The organism is Pseudanabaena minima str. Chao 2107, assembly GCF_051131155.1.
GTDB classification, from domain to species: Bacteria; Cyanobacteriota; Cyanobacteriia; order Pseudanabaenales; family Pseudanabaenaceae; genus Pseudanabaena; species Pseudanabaena minima.
The window spans coordinates 1,554,110-1,577,130 of sequence record NZ_CP159508.1 but is presented as its reverse complement, the minus strand read 5'-3'; the positions used below and the strand labels follow the sequence as shown (position 1 = coordinate 1,577,130).

Below are 23,021 nucleotides of genomic sequence, written 5' to 3'. Positions count from 1 at the left end.
TACTATGCGATCATGTGAAGTTTCTGATTGAAGAGTGAGATTAATCGATCAAATACTTTTAAAACATTAATCACTATAACTTTTTTAGTGCTAGAGGTTGAAAATGTCAGATAATGATAAAAAAGAAAACACTAAAGCATCTAACGGAGACGCTAAAGCATCTTTTGAGAAAGCTGATTACAAGGAATATGAAGATTGGAAACGGATTCGTTCAGTTATAGAACACGAAAATAATTTAATTAATTACCGACAAACTTGGTTGATTTTACCTCAAGGATTTTTAATAAGTGGTTTTATTCAATTGTTATTTAATTCAATTGATAAACATATTCCTAACATGTTTTTCCTAGTTATTGCTTGTATTCCTATATTGTTAATATTCTTTTGCGTCATTATGATAAATTCAATTAATGCAGCAGAAAATCATCTTGAGCAGCTAGATCGATGGTGGTATTTGCAACTTGAACCTAAGGGAAAAAGAGATGAATATTATAAAGACTTGAATAAAGACTTGGAAAAATTCTGTTGGAAGGACAAAAAAGAAAGAGATGAATTAGTGATTAGCTATATTGACAAACACCCCCCTTTACAAGGATGGACTGATCGTAGGAAATATAAGTTTTATTACCCACTTACTCCAATTTTATTTATTGGTTTTTGGTCTGTAATGCTAGTATTGTGCATCGTGTTACTTTTTGTCAGCCCAATCGTGTGATGCGATCCGCCAATCTTGTTGTACAATCGCCAATTTTATAAAGCTGATCGCATAGGGTGCGTTCATGAAATGAAACGCAACCTTTTAATATCAATTAAATAAACCTTTTACAACCTTTGCCATAACAAATGTTTTGCGTTACGCTCCGCTAACACACGCTACTGGACTGTTTCATCTAAAATAGTGCAATAGATATTGGTTTGGAGAGCCCTAATCATGGGAAGAGGAAGGCGAGATAAAGTCTATTTAACAGTAGAGGATAGAGAAAACTTAGAACAAATTAGTCGAAATGGCTATGCACCTGCAAAAAAGATCTTGCACGCCAGAATTTTACTGATGTGTGATGAAGGAAAATACAGCAAGAGAACATGGACTGATGAAGAAATAGCAGAAGCATTGCAGGTGCATAGAAACACCGTAGGTCGAATTCGCCAAAGATTTCTGCAAAAAGGTGAAAAACCTGCACTAGAGAGACAATTAAGGAAAACGCCCCCCACACCGCCCAAGGTCGATGGCTCTAGCGAAGCCCACATAATTGCTCTGTGTTGTGCAGACCCACCAGAAGGACGTGCTGAGTGGACAATCAGACTATTAACGTCAGAACTCAAGCAAAGACAAGTTATTACCGAAATTTCCGCATCAACGGTGTGGCGTACTCTAAAAAAAACGAATTACGACCTTGGAAAACCCAGAGATTTTGTATTCCCGAAAGAGATTTAGCAAGATTTGTGGCAGAAATGGAAGTCGTCCTTGACTTGTATAGCACGGAGCCATGCGAAGAAGAACCGTTGATTGCAATGGATGAAGCATCAAAGCAACTACTCGGAGAGGTTTATCCACCAATAGCGATGCAACCTGGACAAGATAAAAAAGAAGACTACCACTATGAGCGTGAAGGTGTTCAAGCCCTATTCATGTTTGTTGACCCTCATCGAGGATGGAGACGGGTGAGTAGCCGAGATAGTCGAACAAGGATAGATTGGGCTGAGGAAATACGTCAATTGTTGGATGAGGACTATCCGAATGCACGAAAAGTAAAGCTACTCAGTGATAATCTGAATACCCATAATATAGCTTCGCTGTATGAAGCATTTCCTGCACCAGAAGCTCATCGTTTAGCAAGAAGACTAGAAATTTATCATACGCCGCGTAATGGTAGTTGGTTGAATGTAGCCGAAACCGAATTGAGTGTCTTATCAAAACAATGTTTAGATAGACGGATTCCTAGCAAGGACAAACTCAAAGAGGAGATAGACGCTTGGCAAAAGTCTCGAAATCAGAATGCATCCAAAGTAATATGGAGGTTTTCGACAAGCGATGCCAGAGTCAAACTGAAACATCTTTATCCAGTATTTGAGCAAGAAGAATAACCGTATCTATTGCACTATTTTAGATGAAACAGTCCACTACGAGGTTGGTTATTTGTTTCAAATTTCTTGAGTGCGATCGCTACTCTTGTCAGGTATACAGTGAAAGTTTACTGATTTTTTTAAGTCTCAACGGACAGTATGCTAGGTTAGTGGTTAGTGATTTGGAGAGACGTTATGACAGTTTCTAGCGATTCCCTTCAGGATGCAACCCGCAGCAAGATAATTTTTATTGATGCTCCCGACGAGGATTTTGAGCCAATGCCAGAGGGCGATAAACAAAGACGCAATCTTAGCTATACAACTGAAGCATTGCAGTTATGGTTTGAGAAACGGAAAAATGTTTATGTGTCTGGGAATCTATTTATCCGTTATCTAGATAATAATATTGAAAAAAGAATTGCGCCTGATACATTTGTGGTATTTGGGATGAGTCAGGAAGACCGTGTAAGTTACAAAATCTATGAAGAAGGTGGAAAAGCTCCAGATTTTGTTTTAGAAATTACTTCAAAGGGAACGGTAACCAAAGACCGAGAAGAGAATCCGTTAATTTATCGTAAGTTGGGAGTGAAGGAATATTTTCAGTATGATCCGACAGGAGAGTATCTAAAGCCTGAGTCCTTGCAGGGTATGCGTTTAGAACAAGGCAAGTATGTAGCGATCGCAGTTTCTGTTTTGCCAGACAATATATTATCGCTGCGTAGTGAAGTCTTAGGATTAGATTTACAGTTATATCCAGATCGAGGTTTTCGTTTTTACGATCCAGTTTCTAATCAAGTTCTGCTGTCCTATGCTGAGGCAGAAAGAGCGAGATTTCAGGCTGAGTTAGAACGTTCTTTTGAGCAACAGGCAAGATTGCAGGCTGAGGCGATCGCTGAGCAAGAAAAATTAATTTCGCAGCAGGAGCGTCAGGAGAAAGAAAAACTTGCCGCTTATCTGCGATCGCTTGGCATCAATCCTGATGAAATCTGATCTTGTTTGATGTTTTTGGACATGATGCGATCGCTACGGTAAAGCTCAAAAAAAACATGTCAAAATAGTAACAATGTAAAGTACCAAAACACTATGGTTACTGTACCCTCTCAATACCGTTTGCCAACGGCGGAAGACCTACCCGATTCCGATGAAACGCCTGTGGATAATGAACTCCAAAATGACATTCCCAATCTTCTATTGAATCTATTGCGAGAAATTTGGAGCGATCGCTCTGATTGGTTTTGGGGTGTGGATATGGGAGTGTATTACGAACCAAATATTGAGGAGCCAGCCAAGTCTAAAGCGATCGTTCCCGATGGATTTCTCGCTTTGGGTGTACCGAAACAAACTGGTGAAGGTGGACGTTTGAGCTATGTGGTTTGGCAGGAAAAAGTAGTGCCAATTCTGGTTTTGGAGGTTGTTTCCAAAAAATATAATGGTGAATACGACACAAAGTTAGCCAAGTATGCCGAGATCGGAATTCTCTATTATGTGGTTTACAATTCCATAACTGGTCGCCGATTGTATCAGGAGCATCAATCATTAGAAGTATACAAATTAGTTGATGGAAAATATCAACTTTTGCCTACAGTGACGCTTTTAGCGGAGGGTGGAAGAATGGTATGGCTCCCTGAGATTGGTTTGGGAATTGGTTGTGAGCAGGGTATTTATGATGGTTGGCAACGTGAATGGGTCTATTGGTACGATCGCTCAGGCAAGAGATATATAACTACTCAAGAACGTGCGAACCTAGAGCGTCAGGCGAGACTTGAGGCTGAGGCGTTGTTACAAAAGTATCGCAATCGCTTCGGTGATATCTCTGAATAATCAAAAAGGCGATCGCTGAGCAAGCAAAGTTAATTTCGCAACAGGAGTGTCAAGAAAAATAAAAACTTGCCGCTTATCTGCGATCGCTTGGCATTAATCCTTATGAAATCTGAATCTCGTTTTTTAGTGAGTTTTGGAAACTAGATTTGAACTTGAATAGTGATGGCTATAATAGATTCAAAAGTGCTTTGAGATCCTGTAATGAATACTTCTGGCAAAGATAAATCTGAGTATGCTGCAATTATTCGGTCAATGATTGAGTGTGAAAACCATTTACTTAATGATCGGATCAACTGGTTAGTTACAATTCAAGGTCTTTTATTTGCAGCTCTTGGATTCGCTTGGGATAAAAAGGATACAAGAGGATTGATTACAATTTTCAGTCTATTGGGTATGATGGTTTCTTTATCAGCATGGACATCACTCAACATTTCAAATCAGGCTAGGCATGAACTAGTAAAGTGGTGGGACACGAATAAGCCCCCTGATTATCAAGGTCCTGATGTTATAGGTATACGAGCTTTTGGTAAAGGTTCTGAAAGACTACGCCCGTGGCGTTTACTTCCTTTTATATTTATTTCAGGATGGGGGTTTGTGCTGATTTTCAATTGGATTCGTTTCTGAACAGTGAATAGATCGAATAATCAGTACAATTCATGACAATATATTGTGATCGATACTCTCTGAGAATGCATTCATAAAAATTAACGCACCTTATTGTAAATTCTCAGATCTCCAACTTTTTGTATGGCTAGCAAAAGCTATCTGCGAGAGCGACGAAAAAGTCAGTGATCATTGTCTCTGCATCTTAACTTCTAGACTGGCAAGCGATCGCTTAATATAGTTACATAAAGAATAGCCAGCAGCTTTATGACCGCAGCACCAACCTTAGCAAAACGATATATCGAGCAACGCGATCAAGGATACTGGATCGAAGGAACCCGTATTTCTCTTGATTCAGTTGTTTATGCCTTTTTGAATGGTCAGTCACCTGAAAGCATTGCTCAAGACTTTCCATTACTCTCACTAGAAAAGGTTTATGGTGCGATCGCCTTTTATCTGGGCAGTCGAGAGTTAATTGACGCATATCTCAAGGAAGGTGAAGAAGAATTTGAGAAACTGCAAAAGTCCTGTAGACAAAAGAATCCACTTCTGTATCAGAAGTTAAAAACTGCTCAAAAAAAGTTCAGATTTTTGGATTCTCTCCCAGAAATTGCCAGTTAGTGACGCAATTGATGCAATCATCCTCTTTTGGGAAGCCTCTACTGCTGAAGAATGGATTAATCAAATAATGTCCATCCCATTCTAAGTAGCTAAGAGATTTAGGATGAGTGCGATCGCCGATCTTGTCAGTGCATTCATACAATTTAACGCACGTACCTTAATGCTAACTGTTTGTGCGTTACGCTCCGCTAACACACGCTACTGGACTGTTTCATCTAAAATAGTGCAATAGATATTGGTTTGGAGAGCCCTAATCATGGGAAGAGGAAGGCGAGATAAAGTCTATTTAACAGTAGAGGATAGAGAAAACTTAGAACAAATTAGTCGAAATGGCTATGCACCTGCAAAAAAGATCTTGCACGCCAGAATTTTACTGATGTGTGATGAAGGAAAATACAGCAAGAGAACATGGACTGATGAAGAAATAGCAGAAGCATTGCAGGTGCATAGAAACACCGTAGGTCGAATTCGCCAAAGATTTCTGCAAAAAGGTGAAAAACCTGCACTAGAGAGACAATTAAGGAAAACGCCCCCCACACCGCCCAAGGTCGATGGCTCTAGCGAAGCCCACATAATTGCTCTGTGTTGTGCAGACCCACCAGAAGGACGTGCTGAGTGGACAATCAGACTATTAACGTCAGAACTCAAGCAAAGACAAGTTATTACCGAAATTTCCGCATCAACGGTGTGGCGTACTCTAAAAAAAACGAATTACGACCTTGGAAAACCCAGAGATTTTGTATTCCCGAAAGAGATTTAGCAAGATTTGTGGCAGAAATGGAAGTCGTCCTTGACTTGTATAGCACGGAGCCATGCGAAGAAGAACCGTTGATTGCAATGGATGAAGCATCAAAGCAACTACTCGGAGAGGTTTATCCACCAATAGCGATGCAACCTGGACAAGATAAAAAAGAAGACTACCACTATGAGCGTGAAGGTGTTCAAGCCCTATTCATGTTTGTTGACCCTCATCGAGGATGGAGACGGGTGAGTAGCCGAGATAGTCGAACAAGGATAGATTGGGCTGAGGAAATACGTCAATTGTTGGATGAGGACTATCCGAATGCACGAAAAGTAAAGCTACTCAGTGATAATCTGAATACCCATAATATAGCTTCGCTGTATGAAGCATTTCCTGCACCAGAAGCTCATCGTTTAGCAAGAAGACTAGAAATTTATCATACGCCGCGTAATGGTAGTTGGTTGAATGTAGCCGAAACCGAATTGAGTGTCTTATCAAAACAATGTTTAGATAGACGGATTCCTAGCAAGGACAAACTCAAAGAGGAGATAGACGCTTGGCAAAAGTCTCGAAATCAGAATGCATCCAAAGTAATATGGAGGTTTTCGACAAGCGATGCCAGAGTCAAACTGAAACATCTTTATCCAGTATTTGAGCAAGAAGAATAACCGTATCTATTGCACTATTTTAGATGAAACAGTCCACTACGAGGTTGGTTATTTATTTTCGGTAGTCCTAAAAAGGAAAAGATTTAAACAGGTAAGGATAGGCGGCGCTTCGCGCCGCCTATCCTTACCTGTTTAGCACTACCTTTATTTCAAATTTCTTGAGTGCGATCGCCAATTTTTTTAATGCGATCTGCGATCTTGTTATGCTTCTTGTTACAATATTTTCATATAGTTCAACTCAGGTGCAATATGTCCCAAATAAGCGCCCCAATCAGATTTCAAGTAACCTCTCCTCCATTTCGTTGGGACGAAGCAGGAGGAATCCGTATTGGCTCCAGTCGGGTAACTCTAGATAGCCTACTTGCTGCATACCACAACGGTTCTACACCTGAAGAAATTGCCATTCAATATTCGGTTTTGAGTGTAGAAGACATATACAGTGCGATCGCTTATTATCTCAACCATCGACAGGAAATTGATAATTATTTAGAGCAACGCAATCAACAAGCTCAACAACACAGACAACAACTTACTCAAAAGCATAACCTAGCCGATTTGAGACGGCGATTGCTTACTCGTCAGGCACAAAAGGAATCGAGATAAAATGCGCTTTCTAGCTGACGAAAATTTTAACGGAGCCATATTGCGTGGTCTAGTGAGGCGGTTACCCGAATTAGATATAGTTCGGGTTCAAGATGTAGGACTGAAGAACACTGATGATCCAGTAATTTTGGAATGGGCAGCCAACGAAGAGCGAATCTTGCTGACCCATGATGTTGCCACCATTACGATGTATGCCTATGAGCGTATCAATCAAAACTTATCTATGGCTGGAGTCATTGAGGTGATTGCAACAGCACCCATTGGGAAGATCATTGATGATTTAGAGATATTTATTTGTTGCAGTCAGCCCGAAGAGTATGAAAGTCAAGTTATTTTCATTCCTTTCCCCTAACCATCGCGACTTTTGCGCTGTGCTAATACATGCTATGAATGATCGCTAAATTACAGTGGCTTGGGGTTGATAAATATTTTAGTGTTTTTGAAAATTAGTATTAAGATTTTGAGGGAGTAGATCGAAAAAATGTAATGAAAGCCAATATCACAAAGAAATTCAAAGCATTATCAAGCCCCAAGTTTATTGGCTATGCATTAGTTGGGGCGATCGCTTTATTAAGCGCAATCGCTACGGGTTTAGAACTCAGCGAAGTCCAGAACCTCGAACGTCAGACCCAATCAGCATTTTTTAACTGGCGTGGAACGATCGCACCTCCTAAAGATATTGTGATTTTGGCAATCGATGATCTTTCCTTACGTCAAGGTGAATTTTATGATCCTAAAACTCGTCCATTTTTAGAACCATTTCGCACAACCACATGGAAGCGCGTAGTCTATGCCCAAGTCCTAGAGAAACTGGTTAAAGCAGGCGCAAAAGTAGTTGCCTTTGATATTTTATTTGTAACCCCTGGAGATCATGGCACTGCTGATGATGATAAGTTTCAAGCAGCAATCTCTAAGTATGGAGAACGCGCCGTATTTGCGGCTAGTTACGAATTTACGCAAATTGGTGAAGCAAATGTTATGCAGCTTGCCTCACCTGATGGAATTTTTCAAATAAAACCGAATACTTTAGGACTAATTAATTTTCAACCTGAAGTTACAGGCAATATTCATCGTTTAGGTGTGCTACCACCAGAAGATAGTGGGTTACCAATTGTGCCAACTTTTGCGGCTGCAATTCTGAATGTTGCCAAAATTAGTTATCCCCAACCTAAAGGCGATGGAATTTATTTTTTTGGTGGTGCAGATACATGGGCAAATGCTCAACAACAAATTCCATTTTATTATGTAGTTGATCCATACAATTGGAACAGTGAACAACTTCAGGGCGGTAAATTCTTTAAAGACAAAATTGTTTTGATCGGGGCAACGGCAGCATCGAAACAGGATATCCAAAACTCAGCGATGGGGCGAATGCCGGGAATTGAGATTCACGCCAATTCGATCGCCACACTCATGCAAAACAAAAGTATTGCTGAGCTATTCGCTAATCCGATCCAAAAAGGTATTTTCATCCTCCTACTTGTAGGCATCTCAGGCGGTATTCTCTGCCGATTTAAGCATCCACCTACGCAGATATTAACGGCTTTTGGCATTGCGATCGCTTGGTTTGGACTTGGGTATGTTTGCTTTATTTACACCAGTACGATTTTGCCTGTGGCAATTCCTACAATCGCGATTGGTTTAAATGGGATAGCCCTTTTGACTACGGGTTCCATTGCTGCCCAAATTGATAAAATTTTGCTTCGGCGCACTCTAGAACGTTATGTTGCTGCGCCAATTGTTGAAGAAATTATCAATCAGCCTGAAGGATTTCGTGATTTATTAGAAGGTCACACCCTCAAAGCTGCGGTTCTCTTTTCTGATATTCGTGGCTTTACAACTCTTTCCAGTCGTCTACCCGCAAAAGTACTCATCAAACAACTAAATACCTATTTGGCTGGCATGGTGGATGCGATTTTAGAGTATCAAGGCACAATTGATAAGTTTATTGGGGATGCGATTATGGCGGAGTTTGGCTCACCTGTTTCGCGAGGAGAAAAAGCCGATGCAATGAATGCAATTAATGCTGCTCTAAATATGCGACTGGTGTTAATGGAACTCCGTAAAGTCTGGCAAACTGAAAACATGATCCCTTTCTCAAATGGCATTGGCATTAACTATGGTGAAGTAACTGTTGGCAATATTGGTTCCTCTCGTCGTCTTGAATATGCTGTTATTGGTGATACGGTCAACGTAGCAAGTCGTGTTGAAGGTATGACCAAGGAATTGGAAACAGATATCGTCATTACGGAGTCACTTTACGAAATTGTCAAGGACGAAATCGAAGCTGTTGATTTTGGAGAACATGCACTTAAGGGACGAGTTGGAAATGTACGCTTATATGGTGTAATTGGGCTTAAAGGTAGCGATCGCCGAATTTATGAACAAGTCCACAAAGATCTAAAGCGCCATACGGCGGTAATCGATGTTCTTAAAAAAGGGCATTTACCAACACGCCGCGAATGAAAGATTGATTATTAAAAGTGTGGCAAAGCCACACTTTTAATAATCTTTACGATTTGGGCGATCGCATTGGCATCTTCGCTTTGATGCATATTCTGGATATACTCATCACGGCGCTGATCAAGATCAGCGATCGCCTTTAATAAACTCTCACTGGTCAAATCTTCTTCAAAAAGAACAGCACTGTAACCACGAGCTTGAAAAGACTTGGCATTGAGGATCTGGTCGCCACGACTAGATAATTTTGATAGAGGAATTAGCAAATTTGGCTTGCGTAAAGTCAGAAACTCAAATACAGCGTTTGCTCCTGAACGTGATACGACTAAATCAGCGATCGCTAAAATATCGGCAAGTTCCGTTCCTAAATACTCAAATTGTTGATAGCGGGGATTTACATTGAGATTGATATCAAGATTGCCTTTGCCACAAGCATGAACAACTTGATACTTTTGTGTAAGCTCAGCTAAAACAGCACGGACAGATTGATTGATTTTTGCAGAACCTGTACTACCACCGACCACAAATAGAACTGGAGCATCAGCATTAAATCCACAAAGCGCTCTTCCTCTTTCTACATTTCCTTGGAGAATATCAGGACGAATTGGTAAGCCTGTATGGATAACCTTGGGAGCATATTTGGCTAAATGCTTAACAGTTTCGGGGAAAGTGACACAGACTGTAGTTGCAAAAGGAATTGATAGGCGATTGGCTAAACCCGAAGAAAAATCTGACTCATGAATAATTACAGGAATCCGTTGTAGCCAACTCGCAAAAATGACAGGGACAGTAACAAACCCACCCTTAGAAAATACCACTTGAGGCTTGATTTTGGCGATCGCAAAAAAAGCATCAAATATGCCCTTAATTACTTTAAAAGGATCGATAAAGTTCTGCCAAGAAAAGTAGCGGCGCAATTTACCCGACGAAATACCGTGGTAGGGAATACCAACTTCGGCAACAAGTTGTTTCTCAAGCCCATTATTAGAGCCAATATATACAACCTCCCAGCCATCAGCTTTCAAACTCGATAGCAGTGCAAGATTAGGGCTAACATGACCAGCAGTACCACCACCTGTTAATACAATTTTGGGTTTCTTTGCTAATTGTTGATGGTCTGATGGTAAGTTTGGCTGATCTTTGGTCTGATTATTTGCGCCCACAGTTATTATTTGTCTCTAGATGTTGAGAATATTGGATTTTTATAGCAATTATAGATTAATCAAAACCCAGAAATTTTTTAAAAGTGTTGCAAAGCAACACTTTTAAAAAATTTCTGGGTTTTGATTTGAGCGCAAAGCGCTATAGCAAAAAAAGAGTTAGCTAGTACAAACCAAAACCCAAGAAGTGAGTGGCGGCGCGAAGCGCCGCCACTCACTTCTTGGGTTTTATGTTCTCAGCAAAACTTGCTTTGCTATATAAATACAAGTTTTGAATAGATTTTATGTGAAAATTGGTTAGGACACATAAAACTCAAATCTAAAGAGTTTAGGACATGAACCAAGTCTGGCAAAATTTCAAAAAGCCAATTCGTAATGGGCTCAAATATGCCAAAGCTTTAGTTAAAGGATATCCATTCCATTATGCTAATCGCCAAAATCCTGATGCTGCTGACCAATATCTGCACAAATGGATAGAATCTATTACGCCTATTCCCGATCGCGGCACATCAGAGATTCGTGCTAATCGAATTTGGAACTTACGACTTGCGGCTCAAAGGATTCATTGTCTTCATATTTCTCCTCAAAAGATTTTTAGTTTTAGCGATCGCATTGGTGTGCCAACAGAAGCCAATGGGTTTCGAGAAGCTCCTGTATTTGTGCGCGGTCAAGTGCTAACTGATGTGGGGGGAGGCTTGTGTTTGATAGCTACTAATGTTTTTAATACTTTTCTGTATGCGGGCTGTGAGATTTTAGAACGGCATTGCCATAGTATTGATGCCTACGGAGAATCAAGATTTTACGAATTAGGACAAGATGCCGCAGTTGCAAATGGATATAAGGATCTAATCGTTCGTAATCATAGTCAAATCCCTTTACAACTAAGATGTAAAGTATTAGAGAACGAAGGTAAAGTTGAGTCTAGTCTTTGGGGGGCTGCGCCAAAACCTTGGCAGATCAGAGTGGAGTCTCAAATCCTTAAGCAATTACATCCACCAAATCCACAGTATCTATCAGGTTGGATTGTGGAAACTTCGCGCTATAGCAAAAACGAATTAGAGCCATCATCTACATGGCAACGTAATTATGAGGCTGTTAGCCATTATCAGCCCTGCGTAAAGTCATAACAAAAGGCGGCGCAACACGCCGCTTTTTGTCTTATGGAGTTAGATTAAGCCAAATCAAAAACTAGAATTTCCGCATCACCTTTACCAATCAATTTTAAATCGCCAACCCGATCGCTTGAAATAGCATCACCAGCATTTAGCAAGCGATCGTCTACCAACACGCTACCCTTGGCTACTTGTACCCATGCATAGCGATTTTGGCTAACTGTATGGGTTACTTCTGCCCCATCTTCGAGAATGGAAGCATAAACATAGGCATCTTGATAGATTTTAACTGAGCGATCGCGCCCATCGGGTGAAACGATCAACTTTAATTGATTAAGTTTTTCTTCCCTTGAGAAAGAAACTTGTTCATAACTAGGCTTAACACCTTCTTGATTCGGTAAAATCCATATTTGTAATAAATGAGCAGATTCCGTTGCGGAAGGATTAAACTCACTATGGGTAATTCCAGTACCTGCGCTCATTCTTTGCACATCACCCACACGAATCACTGAGCCATTGCCCATGCTGTCTTTATGCTCTAAAGCTCCATCGAGCATATAGGTAATAATTTCCATATCGCGATGGGGATGGGTTCCAAAGCCTTTACCACCAGCAATCTGATCTTGGTTAATCACCCGTAATGAGCGAAAAGCCATATGCTGCGGATCGTAATAGTTAGCGAAGGAGAAGGTGTGATAGCTATCGAGCCAACCGTGATTGGCATGTCCTCTTTCTTCTGATTTACGAATAGTCAACATAATTTTTTACCTCTGGTAGTTGTTTTTGATGATTTGCCCTCACCCCTAGCCCCTCTCCCGTAGGAGAGGGGAACAAGAAAATAATATGGGTTTTGCTCCCCTTCTCCTGCGGGAGAAGGGGTTGGGGGATGAGGGTTCCACATAACATCAGTTATGAGTTGAATTAAAGTTTTGTATGCGCTCCGTCACAGAATGGAGCTTTACCTGTGTGTTTACATAGACAAAGTGCAACTTTCTTAGTTTCGGTCACTTCAAAGGCAAGAGGTGTAAATTCTGTTCCTTTATGTGCGCCGTTACAATAGGGTTGGTTGGTAGATTCGCCACAGGTACACCAGTAATAAGTTTTAGGCTCTAGTTCCAATACAACAGGTTTCTTATCAACAATCTTAGGTTCACTCATGAATTCTGTCCAAATGCATTGATTACCGACAAATCAAATATAATTGACTCACACTCTTTAAGTAAAGTATGCACTTTTTTGTAAGGTACATACCAAAAAGATACTATAGGAAAATATATAGGTTGCAGCAAATTTTAATTAATCAGAAGACTTAGTTGCCAACTATCTTTTTTACCAATATTGCAACAAGTAAGCCAGTCATTAAATATCCCATTCCCGCCTCCATTAGAGCTAATGCTTTACCAATAACTGAAACTGGTTGAATAACAAAAGAACCAGTAATAAAAGTTAGCGCAGAAAAATACAAAGTATCCCAAATATCATGAGAAGTTAAAGAATTAGGAATGAAGAAGTAGAGTATCGCAAAAGAGTTAACTATACCAAAGCACCATAAGAAAAACCTTTTAAAAGATCGACCATAATCACTGGTATATCTTAATACTGCTGCTGTTATTGGCTTTGTACTTTCAAGATTATCTATTCTCTGCTGACTCAAAGCTAAGTCTTGCAAAAGCACAGCCAGATTAAAATTAACTGAATTTAAATTGATACCTAAAAAGCTTGTCTTATTATCGAATTTAGTGTTATCTATCAAAACTCCGTTCATTTGCGCCCAGTCAAACTTTGTACCACATATCTTACATTCTGAGAACCAACTGTTATCTAGAATAGATCTTGAAAAGTTAGTATTTATTAGGTTTGAACCAAAGAAATCAATGTTTTGGAAATTTTTACCACTTAAATCAATATTGCTTAAATCAATTCCACGCAAATCGTATTGGTCATAATATTTACCAACAATAGAATCCAATACACCTATATCAAAATTGTTGTTTTTCCATGTAGTAAAGATTTGCTGTCCTTCCTGAGATTTCCACCTATCTGTTAATTGTTTTTTATTTAACTTAACAATAGTCTGTAACTCTATTAAGTCAGCAGGCGTATTTTGTAAGTTTACACCTGAAGCAATAAAGAAGTTTGAAGTCACCTTGGTTGAAGACATACTAGTTAAATAAACCTTGCTAAGCTAGCCTACTACAGCCTCTTCACTCAATCAAGCATGTCAACTTACAGTCTACAAATATTGACAAAAGGTTTGCAAGGTATGTTTGGCTATTTCTGATCTATATACCGCTTACCCCAAACATGCATTGCATCTAGAACAGGCTGTAAGGTTTTCCCCAACTCAGTAAGTGAATACTCCACCTTGGGCGGAACCTGCATATATATCTCACGATGCACTAAGCCATCATGCTCCATTTCACGCAATTGCTGCGTCAGCATCTTCTGAGTAATTCCCCGTAAACAGCGATGTAGCTCCCCAAAGCGACTTGTCCCGTTAAACAACTCATGTAAAATCAAAACTTTCCAGCGTCCACCGATCGCATCAAGAGTAGCTTCAACAGGACAACTAGTGCGATCGCCCTGATAGACTGCACCACAATCAACCTTATCAGCAGGCTCAACAAACGTATCAGTAGGAATATCAGTCACTTGGTTCATATCATCTCGCATGTACTTACTGAAAAGTACATACCCTCTAAAAAGCATGTATGTTGATTATAAAAGGATATTCTCCGATCCACTTCCTTGAAACTTAGAAAAGCAATAAAAAAGATGCACTAGGTGCATCTTTTTTATTGCTTAGGAAGCACTTGGTGCTTTATTTACCACCTTTCTTGAGAGCCAAGATTACTTCGACTTCAGCAGTTTCTGGATTTGGATAAGCCGCAGTTGCCGCAATACCTCGGATAGACTCGATCAAAGCTTTTGCTTCAGGAGGAGTCTTTTCTTTCTCCGCAGGAGGCATGAAGCTTTGAACAATACTCCATGTGCGATCGGCATCAATATAGAAATAGCCAACATTGTTAGTAGGTAAAGTACTAATTACTGACTTATAGGTAGCATCAGCATCGAGTGCAGTTGCAGGTTTGGGTACAAACAGTGACACAATCGGAGAAGCGGTGAGGAAAATCGTATCTGGTTGACTCCACCCATGAGCCACGATCGCTCCAGCACCAGCCGCCGACCATTCAGTAACAGAGACTCCACCAACATCTTTTTTGGCGACCGTTGCACCATTCTGCTTCGCAAAATCATCCAGTTTCTTGAACAAAGATTCAGCAGCAGCACGGTTTGTAGTTTGCAACATTAGTAAAGGTGCAAGCCCTTGGGTTTGCGCCAAGATTCCTTCAGTCTTACCAGCTACAGAAGCTAGGGCAAACTCGCCATCCATCCATCCAAAGATATCTTTGTCAAGATCAAGAGCCAATGGTGAAGACTTCAGTTGTGCTCTCACTTCATCAAGCCCTTTCTTGATTTCAGGATTTTTATCTGCCGACTTTACAAATTGCTCCCATGAACTCTTGATATTAAAGCCCGTGGTTACCATAAACGCTTGGGAAGGAATCTGACTCATAACCTTGTTAGGTGAGTTTTTGAGGGCAGCAATTGCCGCAGGATCAAACTTACCAAGGGCTTTAAAGCGAATACCTGCATCATCAATGCCAAATCCCATATTCAGAGATTTGATCTGCTTCAATTGTTCCAGTGACTCTGGGGGAATGGTCTGAGCTTCAGGATTTAGTGCTGCTAGCTCCACAATTGATGTGCCGAAGTTAGGAATGTAAACTTGAGCAACAGGGTTTTGAATCTTGAGGTCATCAGCACTTGCTGCACTTGCTAACGAAGCTTCACCTTTAAAAGTATCGATCGCTTTTTGCGTTGTCTGTTCTTGAGGGGTGACAATCAAGTAGTTTCCAACCATAGCGGTTACACTACCCTGACTGCCTTCACCATATTGGGTGATCTTCACACCTTTATAGTCAGACTGCTTTTCTTTACCACCTGCCTTAGTTTTGATCTTCTCAGTCAAAAACTTCTCAGCACCAGCTTTGTCTTTAACCTCAACCACGATCAAAATATTTGGTACAGTCTTTGCTTCAGGAGCAGCTTTGTCCTGTACAAACTGAATCGAACCTGTATCGCTCATGGGTACATAGCGATTTTGAAAAGTGGCTTGTGATTTGCTTGGTACAAGGCTAGCGGTTTTCCCAGCAGGTAAAATTGCGAAAGTTATATTTTTACCAACCCAAGGCTTAATATCTTTGTCGTAGTCTACGTCACCTGAAGAGAGATTTTTCCTTACCTCAGCGATCGCTTGATCGTAGAGTTTTTTGGTTTCTGGAGACAGGAACTGCTCTATTTTGGACAAGGCTGATTCGTCGGTGGAGATGGACATCGCCATCAATGACTGTTTAGGTACAACCGTAAGCGTTCCCGATGTACTACTTGTCGTGGGAAGAATCGTTGGCTTATTCAAGAAGAAATAAGCACCTACGCCCCCTGCTACTACTACAGCCGCGCCACCAATAATCGGTAGTAAATTTGGTTTTGTTTCAGACATAAATGCATACCTCACACTTGTCAATTTCAATATGACAGTATAGTGCTTAACTTAAAATCCCCATAGACGCGATTCACCTATGTCTTGTGAGTTCGCTCACACCAAACTTATTTAAGGAACACTTCAGCGCAGGTACTAAATCCCCTATTTACTTGTGGAGTAACCCTTTTAAGTAAGTATTCTGATCGCTAACTAAATAAGAGTAAATAAACAGAAAATCTCCCTAAAGGATGAGCCTTAAAAATTCAGCAACTTTAAAAAATATCTACTCCCTTAGCATCCAAGAATAAGGGTGCGGCGCAAAGCGCCGCACCCTTATTCTTGGGCGAGCCAGCAAAGAACTCTCTACGCGAGTTCTTTGCTGGTTAAAAATCCAGCCATGCTGGAATAATTTGCCATGCTTGATTAAGAGATTTGTCTAATATTTTGTAATTTGGCTCAAACTTACTGACTAATTTCCAAAACTTATCCGAATGGTTCATATGAACTGTGTGACATAGTTCATGAATTAGTACATATTCCACAACATTAGATTCAAGAAAGAGTAGCTTGTAGTTGAGACTAATATTCCGATTGCCAGAGCAGCTACCCCATAAAGTCTTTTGACTACGCACGGCGGTAGTGCGATAGGGCAACTTAGCACGGATGCTGACCTTGCGTAACCAACTGAATAAGTGTTTTTCCGCCTTTTTCATTAACCATTGCTTCAGAAAAAATTTGCAGGCTTCGATATCGGTAATATGACCTTTGACGACTAGCTTTAGTTCAGATTTTTCTTCTTGAATGGCGATCGCCTTAGATTTTGTCGAAACCTGTTGATACTCAATTTGCCATTCTTCGCCAAGCGATCGCAGGTTAATGCGGTCAGGCAACTCATGGGGAGCCTGTGACTGAAAAAAAGCTTCACGCTGATTGAGTTTGAGCTGATTGCGAACAATCCAATCACGCTTTTTCTGGATTAGTTCAGGAATCTTGTGATGATCATAATCAGCAGGAATAACTACTTCTAAACCTGATTCTACGGAAAGTGAAAGACGCACAGACTTGGCGCGATCGCTGACACGCACAGTGTAGGCTGGTAAATCGGCATTATTAATTAAAGATTTGGAACCAGATGCCATAGGTTTAATCCTGAGTTTTAATCTTGAATTAAAATCGTGCCTGCAAAGCGCGCATTTAAGCGATCTCGCTCGCGGTGAGCATTACTACGATTGCTATAAGTCCGCACTTGAATATAGGATTTCCCCTTAAAAATAGTCACAAAAGCATCGGGGGCAAGTTCACGAACTTGTTTTAAGGTATTAGCATTTGTATTGGGAACTAGCACCCGATAAATTGTGTTAGTAGAACTGGGCTTAGTATTTGTGGGAGTTGGGACAGAATTTGTAGGAACAGAACTATTTGATGACGCAACGGGAGACGCAATTAATGAAGCGCCAATTACCTGAGCCGCCAATCCTTGACCGCGTAGCTTTGTGGCGATCGCATTGGCACTCTGTTGACTTGCTAGTGGTGCTGCCAAGATCACTGAACGATTACTAAACGTGGCAAGAACTGCACTCTTTCCAGATAGAGATTGCACCTGTTGAATTGCCATATTTGGCTCTTTGTTCAGTTCCACTAAAATTACAGATGCTTGTAAGTTTGCGGGAATATCATTCACTTTCGCAGAGAAAGAATGCACAACTGCATCTAACCCTAATGCTCGTAGTTGATTGGCGCGAAATGTTGAAGCTTGGGCATTGTCAAAACCACCAAAAAAGGTCATGGAGGCATTGAGATAATTGCAAGGTACGGCGGCGATCGCTAAAAATTCTGGCAACTGGGGCAGTAGGTTGGCAGGACGATCCAGTATGACAACATAGCGCCGATTTGTGAGCTGGGGGCAAGTGAGTGCGGTCTGAGCGATCGCAGTTGATGGAATGCTTAAACTGTATGCCAAGCCCCAACCATTGATAAAAATACTGCTAGCGATGCAATTGACGGCGATCGCCCATGAAGATCGGCTTTTGGTTCTAAGTCCTAAAGATTTCATATTGATAGACCTATTCTTTCTAGAGCCGCGATATTGGTCAGCACTTTGATCATCTTCGATCACCAATTTGTCATCAATAGTTGAGATATACCACTATATGTTGCGAATTGTCATATCCGTCGCAAACTTTCTCAGTCTTGGCTTACTGTGTAAATGACTGACTGAAAATAGCCGTACTAACAACGGAGTCAAGGTCGTGGCAAATAAAGAACATCTAATGCAACTGCAAAAAGGGGTAAGTAGTTGGAATTTCTGGCGATCGCAAGAATACCGTACCCAAATCGATCTTATTGAAGCAAATCTTGCCTATTCTGAAGTTAGTAAAGCTGACTTTAGCGGTGCTGATTTGAGTTTGGCAAATTTAGGGGGAGCGAATTTGATCGGGGCGAATTTGCGGGAAGCAAATCTGACATTAGCAAATCTCAGTGGAGCAAATCTTAGTTTAGCAACATTCCAAGATGTCACACTATGTATGACTAATCTTAGTGGCACAAACTTAAGTTTGGCAAATCTTAGTGCTGTCAACCTTAGCCTAGCCAATCTGAGTGGCGCAAACCTGAGTGGGGCAGTATTACGCAATGCTAATTTGATGGGAGTAAATTTGAGTGGTGCAGATTTAACTAATGCCGATCTAAGTGATGCGAATCTGAGTGGTGCAAATCTCAATGGTGCAAATTTGAGTAATGCTTCGTTGTGCGAAACTGAGTTAAGTGGGGCGATCTTAAGCGGAGCAAATTTAACTAAGGCAAATCTCAGTGGTTCAGTTTTGCGAAAAACTGACTTCAATGGCTCAAGACTAAAAGAAGCCGATCTCAGACATACCGATCTTCATGCCGCTAAACTTGATGGCGCACTCTTAGAAAATGTCAAACGTTAAAATCAAAAAAGGCTCGCAACGCGAGCCTTTTTTGATGAATCAGCCTTCCCAAATTTTGGCTAGGACTGTTTGTGGTGAGATTTCCTTGAGTGGCTTACCTGCGATCGCTTGCACGTATTTGATGCGCTTTTCGGCGATCGGCAGTAATGAGCCAGCAGGCGTATTTGCTCCTAAAATGGCAACTAAAGCCGTGCCAACTGCAACTCCTAGTTGCATAGCATCACCTTCAGCACAAATAAATAGATTTGCAGCAGCAATAAAAGCGGTGAGCTTGCCGATATCGGTCGGACTCGTAATTAAGAGATTAGGAACTTTAGCGGTTAAATTTTTCAATAAATCGGCATTATTAACGCTATCGATCGCCACAATTGGTAAGTTAGGTAGTTTTGCTTGCATATCGAGCGCGATCGTTGCCCAACTATCCGCAGGATAATTGGCATAAGCACCACAATTCAGCAAAATAAAACCACTTTTTTGAATGCCAAGACGCTTTTGCTCGCTAGCTGCCCAATCCAAATCATTTTTCGGCAGAGTGACCTTAATGGGTGGACAAAGCTTCTGGATATTGATTGCCATTAGCAAGTTATGCTTTTGGACTGCGGCATATTCTTCAGGATCGGCAGTAATAATATCCGTTAGCAAAAAGTCACCCTGTCCTGCAAAAGATATTCGCTTGGGAATACCGCTTAACCATAACAAGATATTAACTGAGAAACTAGGCTGAGTAATGATCGCGGCATCATATTCGCGATCGCGGATTGTCCCAAGCAAGTTACCAAAATCAGCCAAAGAGTTGCGATCTTTGAAATCAAACTTGAGGACTCGGTTCACAGATTGGCAAACGCGATAAGCTGCCATTGCACGTGGCTCGACTACCACATCAATCTCGGCATTGGGATACTGTTGTTTGAGTGTATCCAGTGTCGGGAAAAATAGTAACTGATCGCCAGTTCCACCAGGAACCAAGGCCAGTATTCGCATCATATTTTATACATCTCTAGACGAAGACCGTAAGTAATATTACTTTGTTTTTGGGAGTTGATACAGATAGCCTTAATACAAACCCTAGGTAGCTGGATTAAAAACCAGATTCAAAACCTGTGGCGCACGCTGCGCGTGCGCCACAGGTTTTTGGGTTTTATATTTAATTGCGCCTAGTAACTTAGGCTAGATCAAATCACCTAACAAACTCGATACTTCACCTTGCATATTGGTACGATTATCGTCGTAGAGCATGAGGGTATCCAGTTTTTTGTGTCGGGATAGCTTCTGAACTTTACGCACATTGCCATTAGTTGCATCAAGGGCGGCGGTAATTGCAGAATGTCGAATACGGTGGGGAGACATTTTTTTGGTAATGCCTGAGTCTCGGGCAAGTTGATCAACAATTTGGTAAATCGCTGTGCCAGTCAGTCGATGCCCGTGATTAACGGGATCGAGTGATTGGAATAAAGGGCGATCGCTATTTTTTGTCTTAAGTTGAGATAACCAGTCTTGAATTGCGTTCGCTGTTCCCATACTAAGACTAATGAGACTCTTTTGAGAGCCACGTCCCTTACCTAAAATCTGGAGCGATCGCGCTTCATAGTTAAAATCACCGATATTCGCGCTAACGACTTCATTGCGACGCAGGGCATTGTCCCAAAGTAGTCGCAAAATTGCAAAATCACGTATGCCTTTGATCGTAGTTCTATCTATTCGTAACAGCATTGTACGAATTCCATCGGGCTTGATTCCAGTCGTATCGCGATAGGTTTGCACTGTCTCAGTTTGGATATCATCGAGATTCCAATTGCATTTCCCTAACTTGGTGGCGAAATTTACCAAGGATTTGAGAGCAGATAGACGACGGTTAATTGTCGATTCCTTTAAGCCTTGAGCTATTAAGTCGGACTTGTATCGCAACACGATCGCGATCGCTTCAAAGCGATTTAACTGCAAAAACTGGGCAATCACTGGCTCTGTCGGCTTTTGTCCATAGGCAGCAAGAAAAAAGTAACGCAAATCCTTCTCATAGGCGCGTCTAGTATTAAGACTTCGCTTGTCGGCTAGTAGAGAAGTGAGAAGGTCTGGATTAAATGCCGTCAGACCATAAGGAACTCTGCTTATTTGAGTCTCATCAGTATCTGAATGAGTCCTATTTTGGTTCTCGTATTCTAAATTTAATACATTGCTTAGTCTTAATTGGGTCTCATTTGTCGCAACTATAGTCTTATTCGGTGTCTCGAAGTCTTGATTTAAGGCATATTTTGCTTGGCTAAATCTCAATTGTTCGGGGGCGATCGCGTCGCTCAGCCCTGCATTAGCTGCGGCACGTTTGACAATGCCATAGATGGCAGTTCCTGTCAGTCTATGACCATAACTCGCACGATCCAGAGATATAAATAGTGGAGCTTGAGCATCTTCTTCATTCTCAGTTTCAAGATGAATCAAATTCAGCCAGTCTTGTAATGCGTTGGCTGTGTCTAAACTGAGACTAATAATTTCCGACTGATTTTGTTCACCTTGACGTTTATAGCGCCGTTGCACCTGAAGCGATCGCCCTTGACAATCAAAATCCTTAATACTAATTGCTGCTATCTGTTGTCGTTTTAACGAATTCTCGATCAATAATTGCAAAATTGCATAATCACGTTGACCTGCCAATGTGTGGCGATCGCAAGCCATGAGAATTCGCTCTAGGTTATCTATCATGTTGTATCATGACTTACTGCTAAAAACTTTGTAGGCGATCGCACCTTTAAAAATGAGTCTGTTACAAATGCAATACAGATCAGTGTGATTACTCCATATTGCTCACCACTACCAAAACTTAGCCATTTTAGAGATTGAGCAATGGATGAACCACTACCAACAGCACCGCTAGCAAAACTCATCGTAATATTAAATACAAGATGAGTAAAACCAATAGCTAAAATTTTGCTTGTTAGGCTTTTATTCATTCTTGCTTTATCTGTAATTCACACATAATCATAACAAAAAGTTTATGTCGCGTACCGCCCCATACCAGCCCGTTCTTTTGCGGTTATTGCATAGTGCGATCGCCATCTTAGTCTTTGCTGCCCTAGTTACAGGCTTTATGGTCTATGACCGATACGACAAGCGGTTTGGGACTCTGAATTTACCGATAGTTCCCAATACCCAAGGGATTCACGGCACGATCGCTTTAACATTTTTAATTCTCTTACCAATTTTTGCTATATATTGCTTCCATCTAGGCTCACGACGCTTAGTTCAAGCCCAATCATTTAAACAGCTTGCAGAAGTGGGTAAACCAGTTTGGTGGATATCTCTACAGCGTCTCACCAATACTCTGATTCTTCTATCTGCGACCTTTGCGGTGATTACAGGTCGAATGATGCAAGAGGCTTGGCTACCTAATGACGAATTGAACCATGCTTGGTATATCGGACATTTGATTTCATGGGTATTAATGATTGTTGGTATAGCAATGCATCTATTGATGAGTGCTAAGGTGGGTGGATTCCCTCTCTTGCTATCTATCTACAATTGGAAAGTACGTGCTGAAGACATGCCAAATTCTTGGTTTAAAGGATTTCAAATCAAACCCTCTAGCACGATTCTACTTATCTTTGAGATTTTAGTTATTGGTGGTATTGCGATCGCCTTTGTTTTACCCGCATTCTCCCAAAAATAAAATAAAGTAGAGGAGGATGCAAAGCGTCCTCCT

General features: G+C 40.9%; 24 protein-coding genes. 13 read left to right on the top strand and 11 right to left on the bottom strand.

Translation table 11 applies throughout. From position 1 onward, the window contains the following. Window positions 1-103 precede the first annotated feature (103 nt). The 10 genes from ABM313_RS06995 to ABM313_RS06950 all read left to right on the top strand — a co-directional run bounded on the left by ABM313_RS06995 (window position 104) and on the right by ABM313_RS06950 (window position 9,588). A complete protein-coding gene (locus ABM313_RS06995) occupies window positions 104-715 on the top strand; it encodes a hypothetical protein (RefSeq protein ID WP_434686944.1) in 612 nt (203 codons plus the stop codon). Between the two features lie 216 nt (window positions 716-931). Next, window positions 932-2,085 (top strand): IS630 family transposase gene (locus ABM313_RS06990; RefSeq protein ID WP_434683792.1). Its coding sequence is split into 2 segments (ribosomal slippage): window positions 932-1,373 and window positions 1,373-2,085, totalling 1,155 coding nucleotides; the frame shifts between segments, so codons are not numbered across the junction. Between the two features lie 174 nt (window positions 2,086-2,259). Continuing rightward, the gene (locus ABM313_RS06985) at window positions 2,260-3,054 is read left to right on the top strand and encodes a Uma2 family endonuclease (protein ID WP_434686943.1); all 795 of its coding nucleotides are present in this window, start codon (window positions 2,260-2,262) and stop codon (window positions 3,052-3,054) included. 93 nt (window positions 3,055-3,147) lie between these two features. Beyond that, the gene (locus ABM313_RS06980; RefSeq protein ID WP_434686942.1) at window positions 3,148-3,885 is read left to right on the top strand and encodes a Uma2 family endonuclease; all 738 of its coding nucleotides are present in this window, start codon (window positions 3,148-3,150) and stop codon (window positions 3,883-3,885) included. Between the two features lie 201 nt (window positions 3,886-4,086). Next, entirely contained in the window at window positions 4,087-4,509 is a 423-nt protein-coding gene (locus ABM313_RS06975) for a hypothetical protein (protein ID WP_434686941.1), read from the top strand. Between the two features lie 246 nt (window positions 4,510-4,755). Next, a complete protein-coding gene (locus tag ABM313_RS06970) occupies window positions 4,756-5,109 on the top strand; it encodes a DUF433 domain-containing protein (protein WP_434686940.1) in 354 nt (117 codons plus the stop codon). A gap of 256 nt (window positions 5,110-5,365) precedes the next feature. Beyond that, window positions 5,366-6,519, top strand: a protein-coding gene (locus ABM313_RS06965; RefSeq protein ID WP_434683792.1) for an IS630 family transposase whose coding sequence is annotated in 2 segments (ribosomal slippage) — window positions 5,366-5,807 and window positions 5,807-6,519 — 1,155 coding nt in all. Because the reading frame shifts where the segments join, the coding sequence is not laid out codon by codon here. A 249-nt stretch (window positions 6,520-6,768) separates the two neighbouring features. Further along, entirely contained in the window at window positions 6,769-7,122 is a 354-nt protein-coding gene (locus ABM313_RS06960; protein ID WP_434686939.1) for a DUF433 domain-containing protein, read from the top strand. 1 nt (window position 7,123) lies between these two features. Beyond that, window positions 7,124-7,474, top strand: a complete 351-nt coding sequence (locus ABM313_RS06955; protein WP_434686938.1) for a DUF5615 family PIN-like protein — start codon at window positions 7,124-7,126, stop codon at window positions 7,472-7,474. A 134-nt stretch (window positions 7,475-7,608) separates the two neighbouring features. Further along, entirely contained in the window at window positions 7,609-9,588 is a 1,980-nt protein-coding gene (locus ABM313_RS06950) for a CHASE2 domain-containing protein (protein ID WP_434686937.1), read from the top strand. Between the two features lie 11 nt (window positions 9,589-9,599). On the opposite strand, the gene ABM313_RS06945 is transcribed toward ABM313_RS06950, so the two are convergent. Next, complete coding sequence (locus tag ABM313_RS06945) at window positions 9,600-10,670, bottom strand: undecaprenyldiphospho-muramoylpentapeptide beta-N-acetylglucosaminyltransferase (protein ID WP_434688395.1); 1,071 nt, start codon at window positions 10,668-10,670, stop codon at window positions 9,600-9,602. A 407-nt stretch (window positions 10,671-11,077) separates the two neighbouring features. On the opposite strand from ABM313_RS06945, the gene ABM313_RS06940 reads away from it, so the two are divergent. Beyond that, a complete protein-coding gene (locus ABM313_RS06940) occupies window positions 11,078-11,869 on the top strand; it encodes a VanW family protein (RefSeq protein ID WP_434686936.1) in 792 nt (263 codons plus the stop codon). Window positions 11,870-11,913: 44 nt separating this feature from the next. Here ABM313_RS06940 and ABM313_RS06935 read toward each other — a convergent pair whose 3' ends face one another. From ABM313_RS06935 to ABM313_RS06905, 7 genes are all read right to left on the bottom strand, one after another. Next, the gene (locus ABM313_RS06935) at window positions 11,914-12,612 is read right to left on the bottom strand and encodes a pirin family protein (RefSeq protein ID WP_434686935.1); all 699 of its coding nucleotides are present in this window, start codon (window positions 12,610-12,612) and stop codon (window positions 11,914-11,916) included. A 163-nt stretch (window positions 12,613-12,775) separates the two neighbouring features. Beyond that, window positions 12,776-13,012, bottom strand: a complete 237-nt coding sequence (locus ABM313_RS06930) for a CDGSH iron-sulfur domain-containing protein (RefSeq protein ID WP_434686934.1) — start codon at window positions 13,010-13,012, stop codon at window positions 12,776-12,778. Between the two features lie 151 nt (window positions 13,013-13,163). Continuing rightward, window positions 13,164-14,015 (bottom strand): pentapeptide repeat-containing protein, encoded by an 852-nt coding sequence (locus ABM313_RS06925; RefSeq protein ID WP_434686933.1) that lies wholly within the window; start codon window positions 14,013-14,015, stop codon window positions 13,164-13,166. Between the two features lie 110 nt (window positions 14,016-14,125). Continuing rightward, entirely contained in the window at window positions 14,126-14,515 is a 390-nt protein-coding gene (locus ABM313_RS06920) for a winged helix-turn-helix transcriptional regulator (protein WP_434686932.1), read from the bottom strand. A 160-nt stretch (window positions 14,516-14,675) separates the two neighbouring features. Then, entirely contained in the window at window positions 14,676-16,418 is a 1,743-nt protein-coding gene (locus ABM313_RS06915; RefSeq protein WP_434686931.1) for a DUF3352 domain-containing protein, read from the bottom strand. A gap of 365 nt (window positions 16,419-16,783) precedes the next feature. After that, on the bottom strand, window positions 16,784-17,539 hold the full coding sequence (locus tag ABM313_RS06910; RefSeq protein ID WP_434686930.1) for a M48 family metallopeptidase: 756 nt from the start codon (window positions 17,537-17,539) through the stop codon (window positions 16,784-16,786). A 17-nt stretch (window positions 17,540-17,556) separates the two neighbouring features. Next, entirely contained in the window at window positions 17,557-18,453 is an 897-nt protein-coding gene (locus ABM313_RS06905; protein WP_434686929.1) for a hypothetical protein, read from the bottom strand. A 196-nt stretch (window positions 18,454-18,649) separates the two neighbouring features. Here ABM313_RS06905 and ABM313_RS06900 point away from each other — a divergent pair, with 196 nt between their 5' ends. Then, window positions 18,650-19,330: a pentapeptide repeat-containing protein gene (locus ABM313_RS06900; RefSeq protein WP_434686928.1), complete on the top strand. Its 681-nt coding sequence runs from the start codon at window positions 18,650-18,652 to the stop codon at window positions 19,328-19,330. A 39-nt stretch (window positions 19,331-19,369) separates the two neighbouring features. Here the strand turns inward: ABM313_RS06900 and ABM313_RS06895 are convergent, their stop codons facing one another. The 3 genes from ABM313_RS06895 to ABM313_RS06885 all read right to left on the bottom strand — a co-directional run bounded on the left by ABM313_RS06895 (window position 19,370) and on the right by ABM313_RS06885 (window position 22,272). Then, window positions 19,370-20,314 (bottom strand): glycosyltransferase family 9 protein, encoded by a 945-nt coding sequence (locus tag ABM313_RS06895; RefSeq protein ID WP_434686927.1) that lies wholly within the window; start codon window positions 20,312-20,314, stop codon window positions 19,370-19,372. A 183-nt stretch (window positions 20,315-20,497) separates the two neighbouring features. After that, a complete protein-coding gene (locus tag ABM313_RS06890) occupies window positions 20,498-22,024 on the bottom strand; it encodes a tyrosine-type recombinase/integrase (protein ID WP_434686926.1) in 1,527 nt (508 codons plus the stop codon). Next, the gene (locus tag ABM313_RS06885; protein WP_434686925.1) at window positions 22,021-22,272 is read right to left on the bottom strand and encodes a hypothetical protein; all 252 of its coding nucleotides are present in this window, start codon (window positions 22,270-22,272) and stop codon (window positions 22,021-22,023) included. The genes ABM313_RS06890 and ABM313_RS06885 overlap by 4 nt, the downstream gene beginning before the upstream one ends. Window positions 22,273-22,316: 44 nt before the next feature. Here ABM313_RS06885 and ABM313_RS06880 point away from each other — a divergent pair, with 44 nt between their 5' ends. Beyond that, the gene (locus ABM313_RS06880; protein ID WP_434686924.1) at window positions 22,317-22,988 is read left to right on the top strand and encodes a cytochrome b/b6 domain-containing protein; all 672 of its coding nucleotides are present in this window, start codon (window positions 22,317-22,319) and stop codon (window positions 22,986-22,988) included. The last annotated feature ends 33 nt before the right edge of the window (window positions 22,989-23,021 follow it).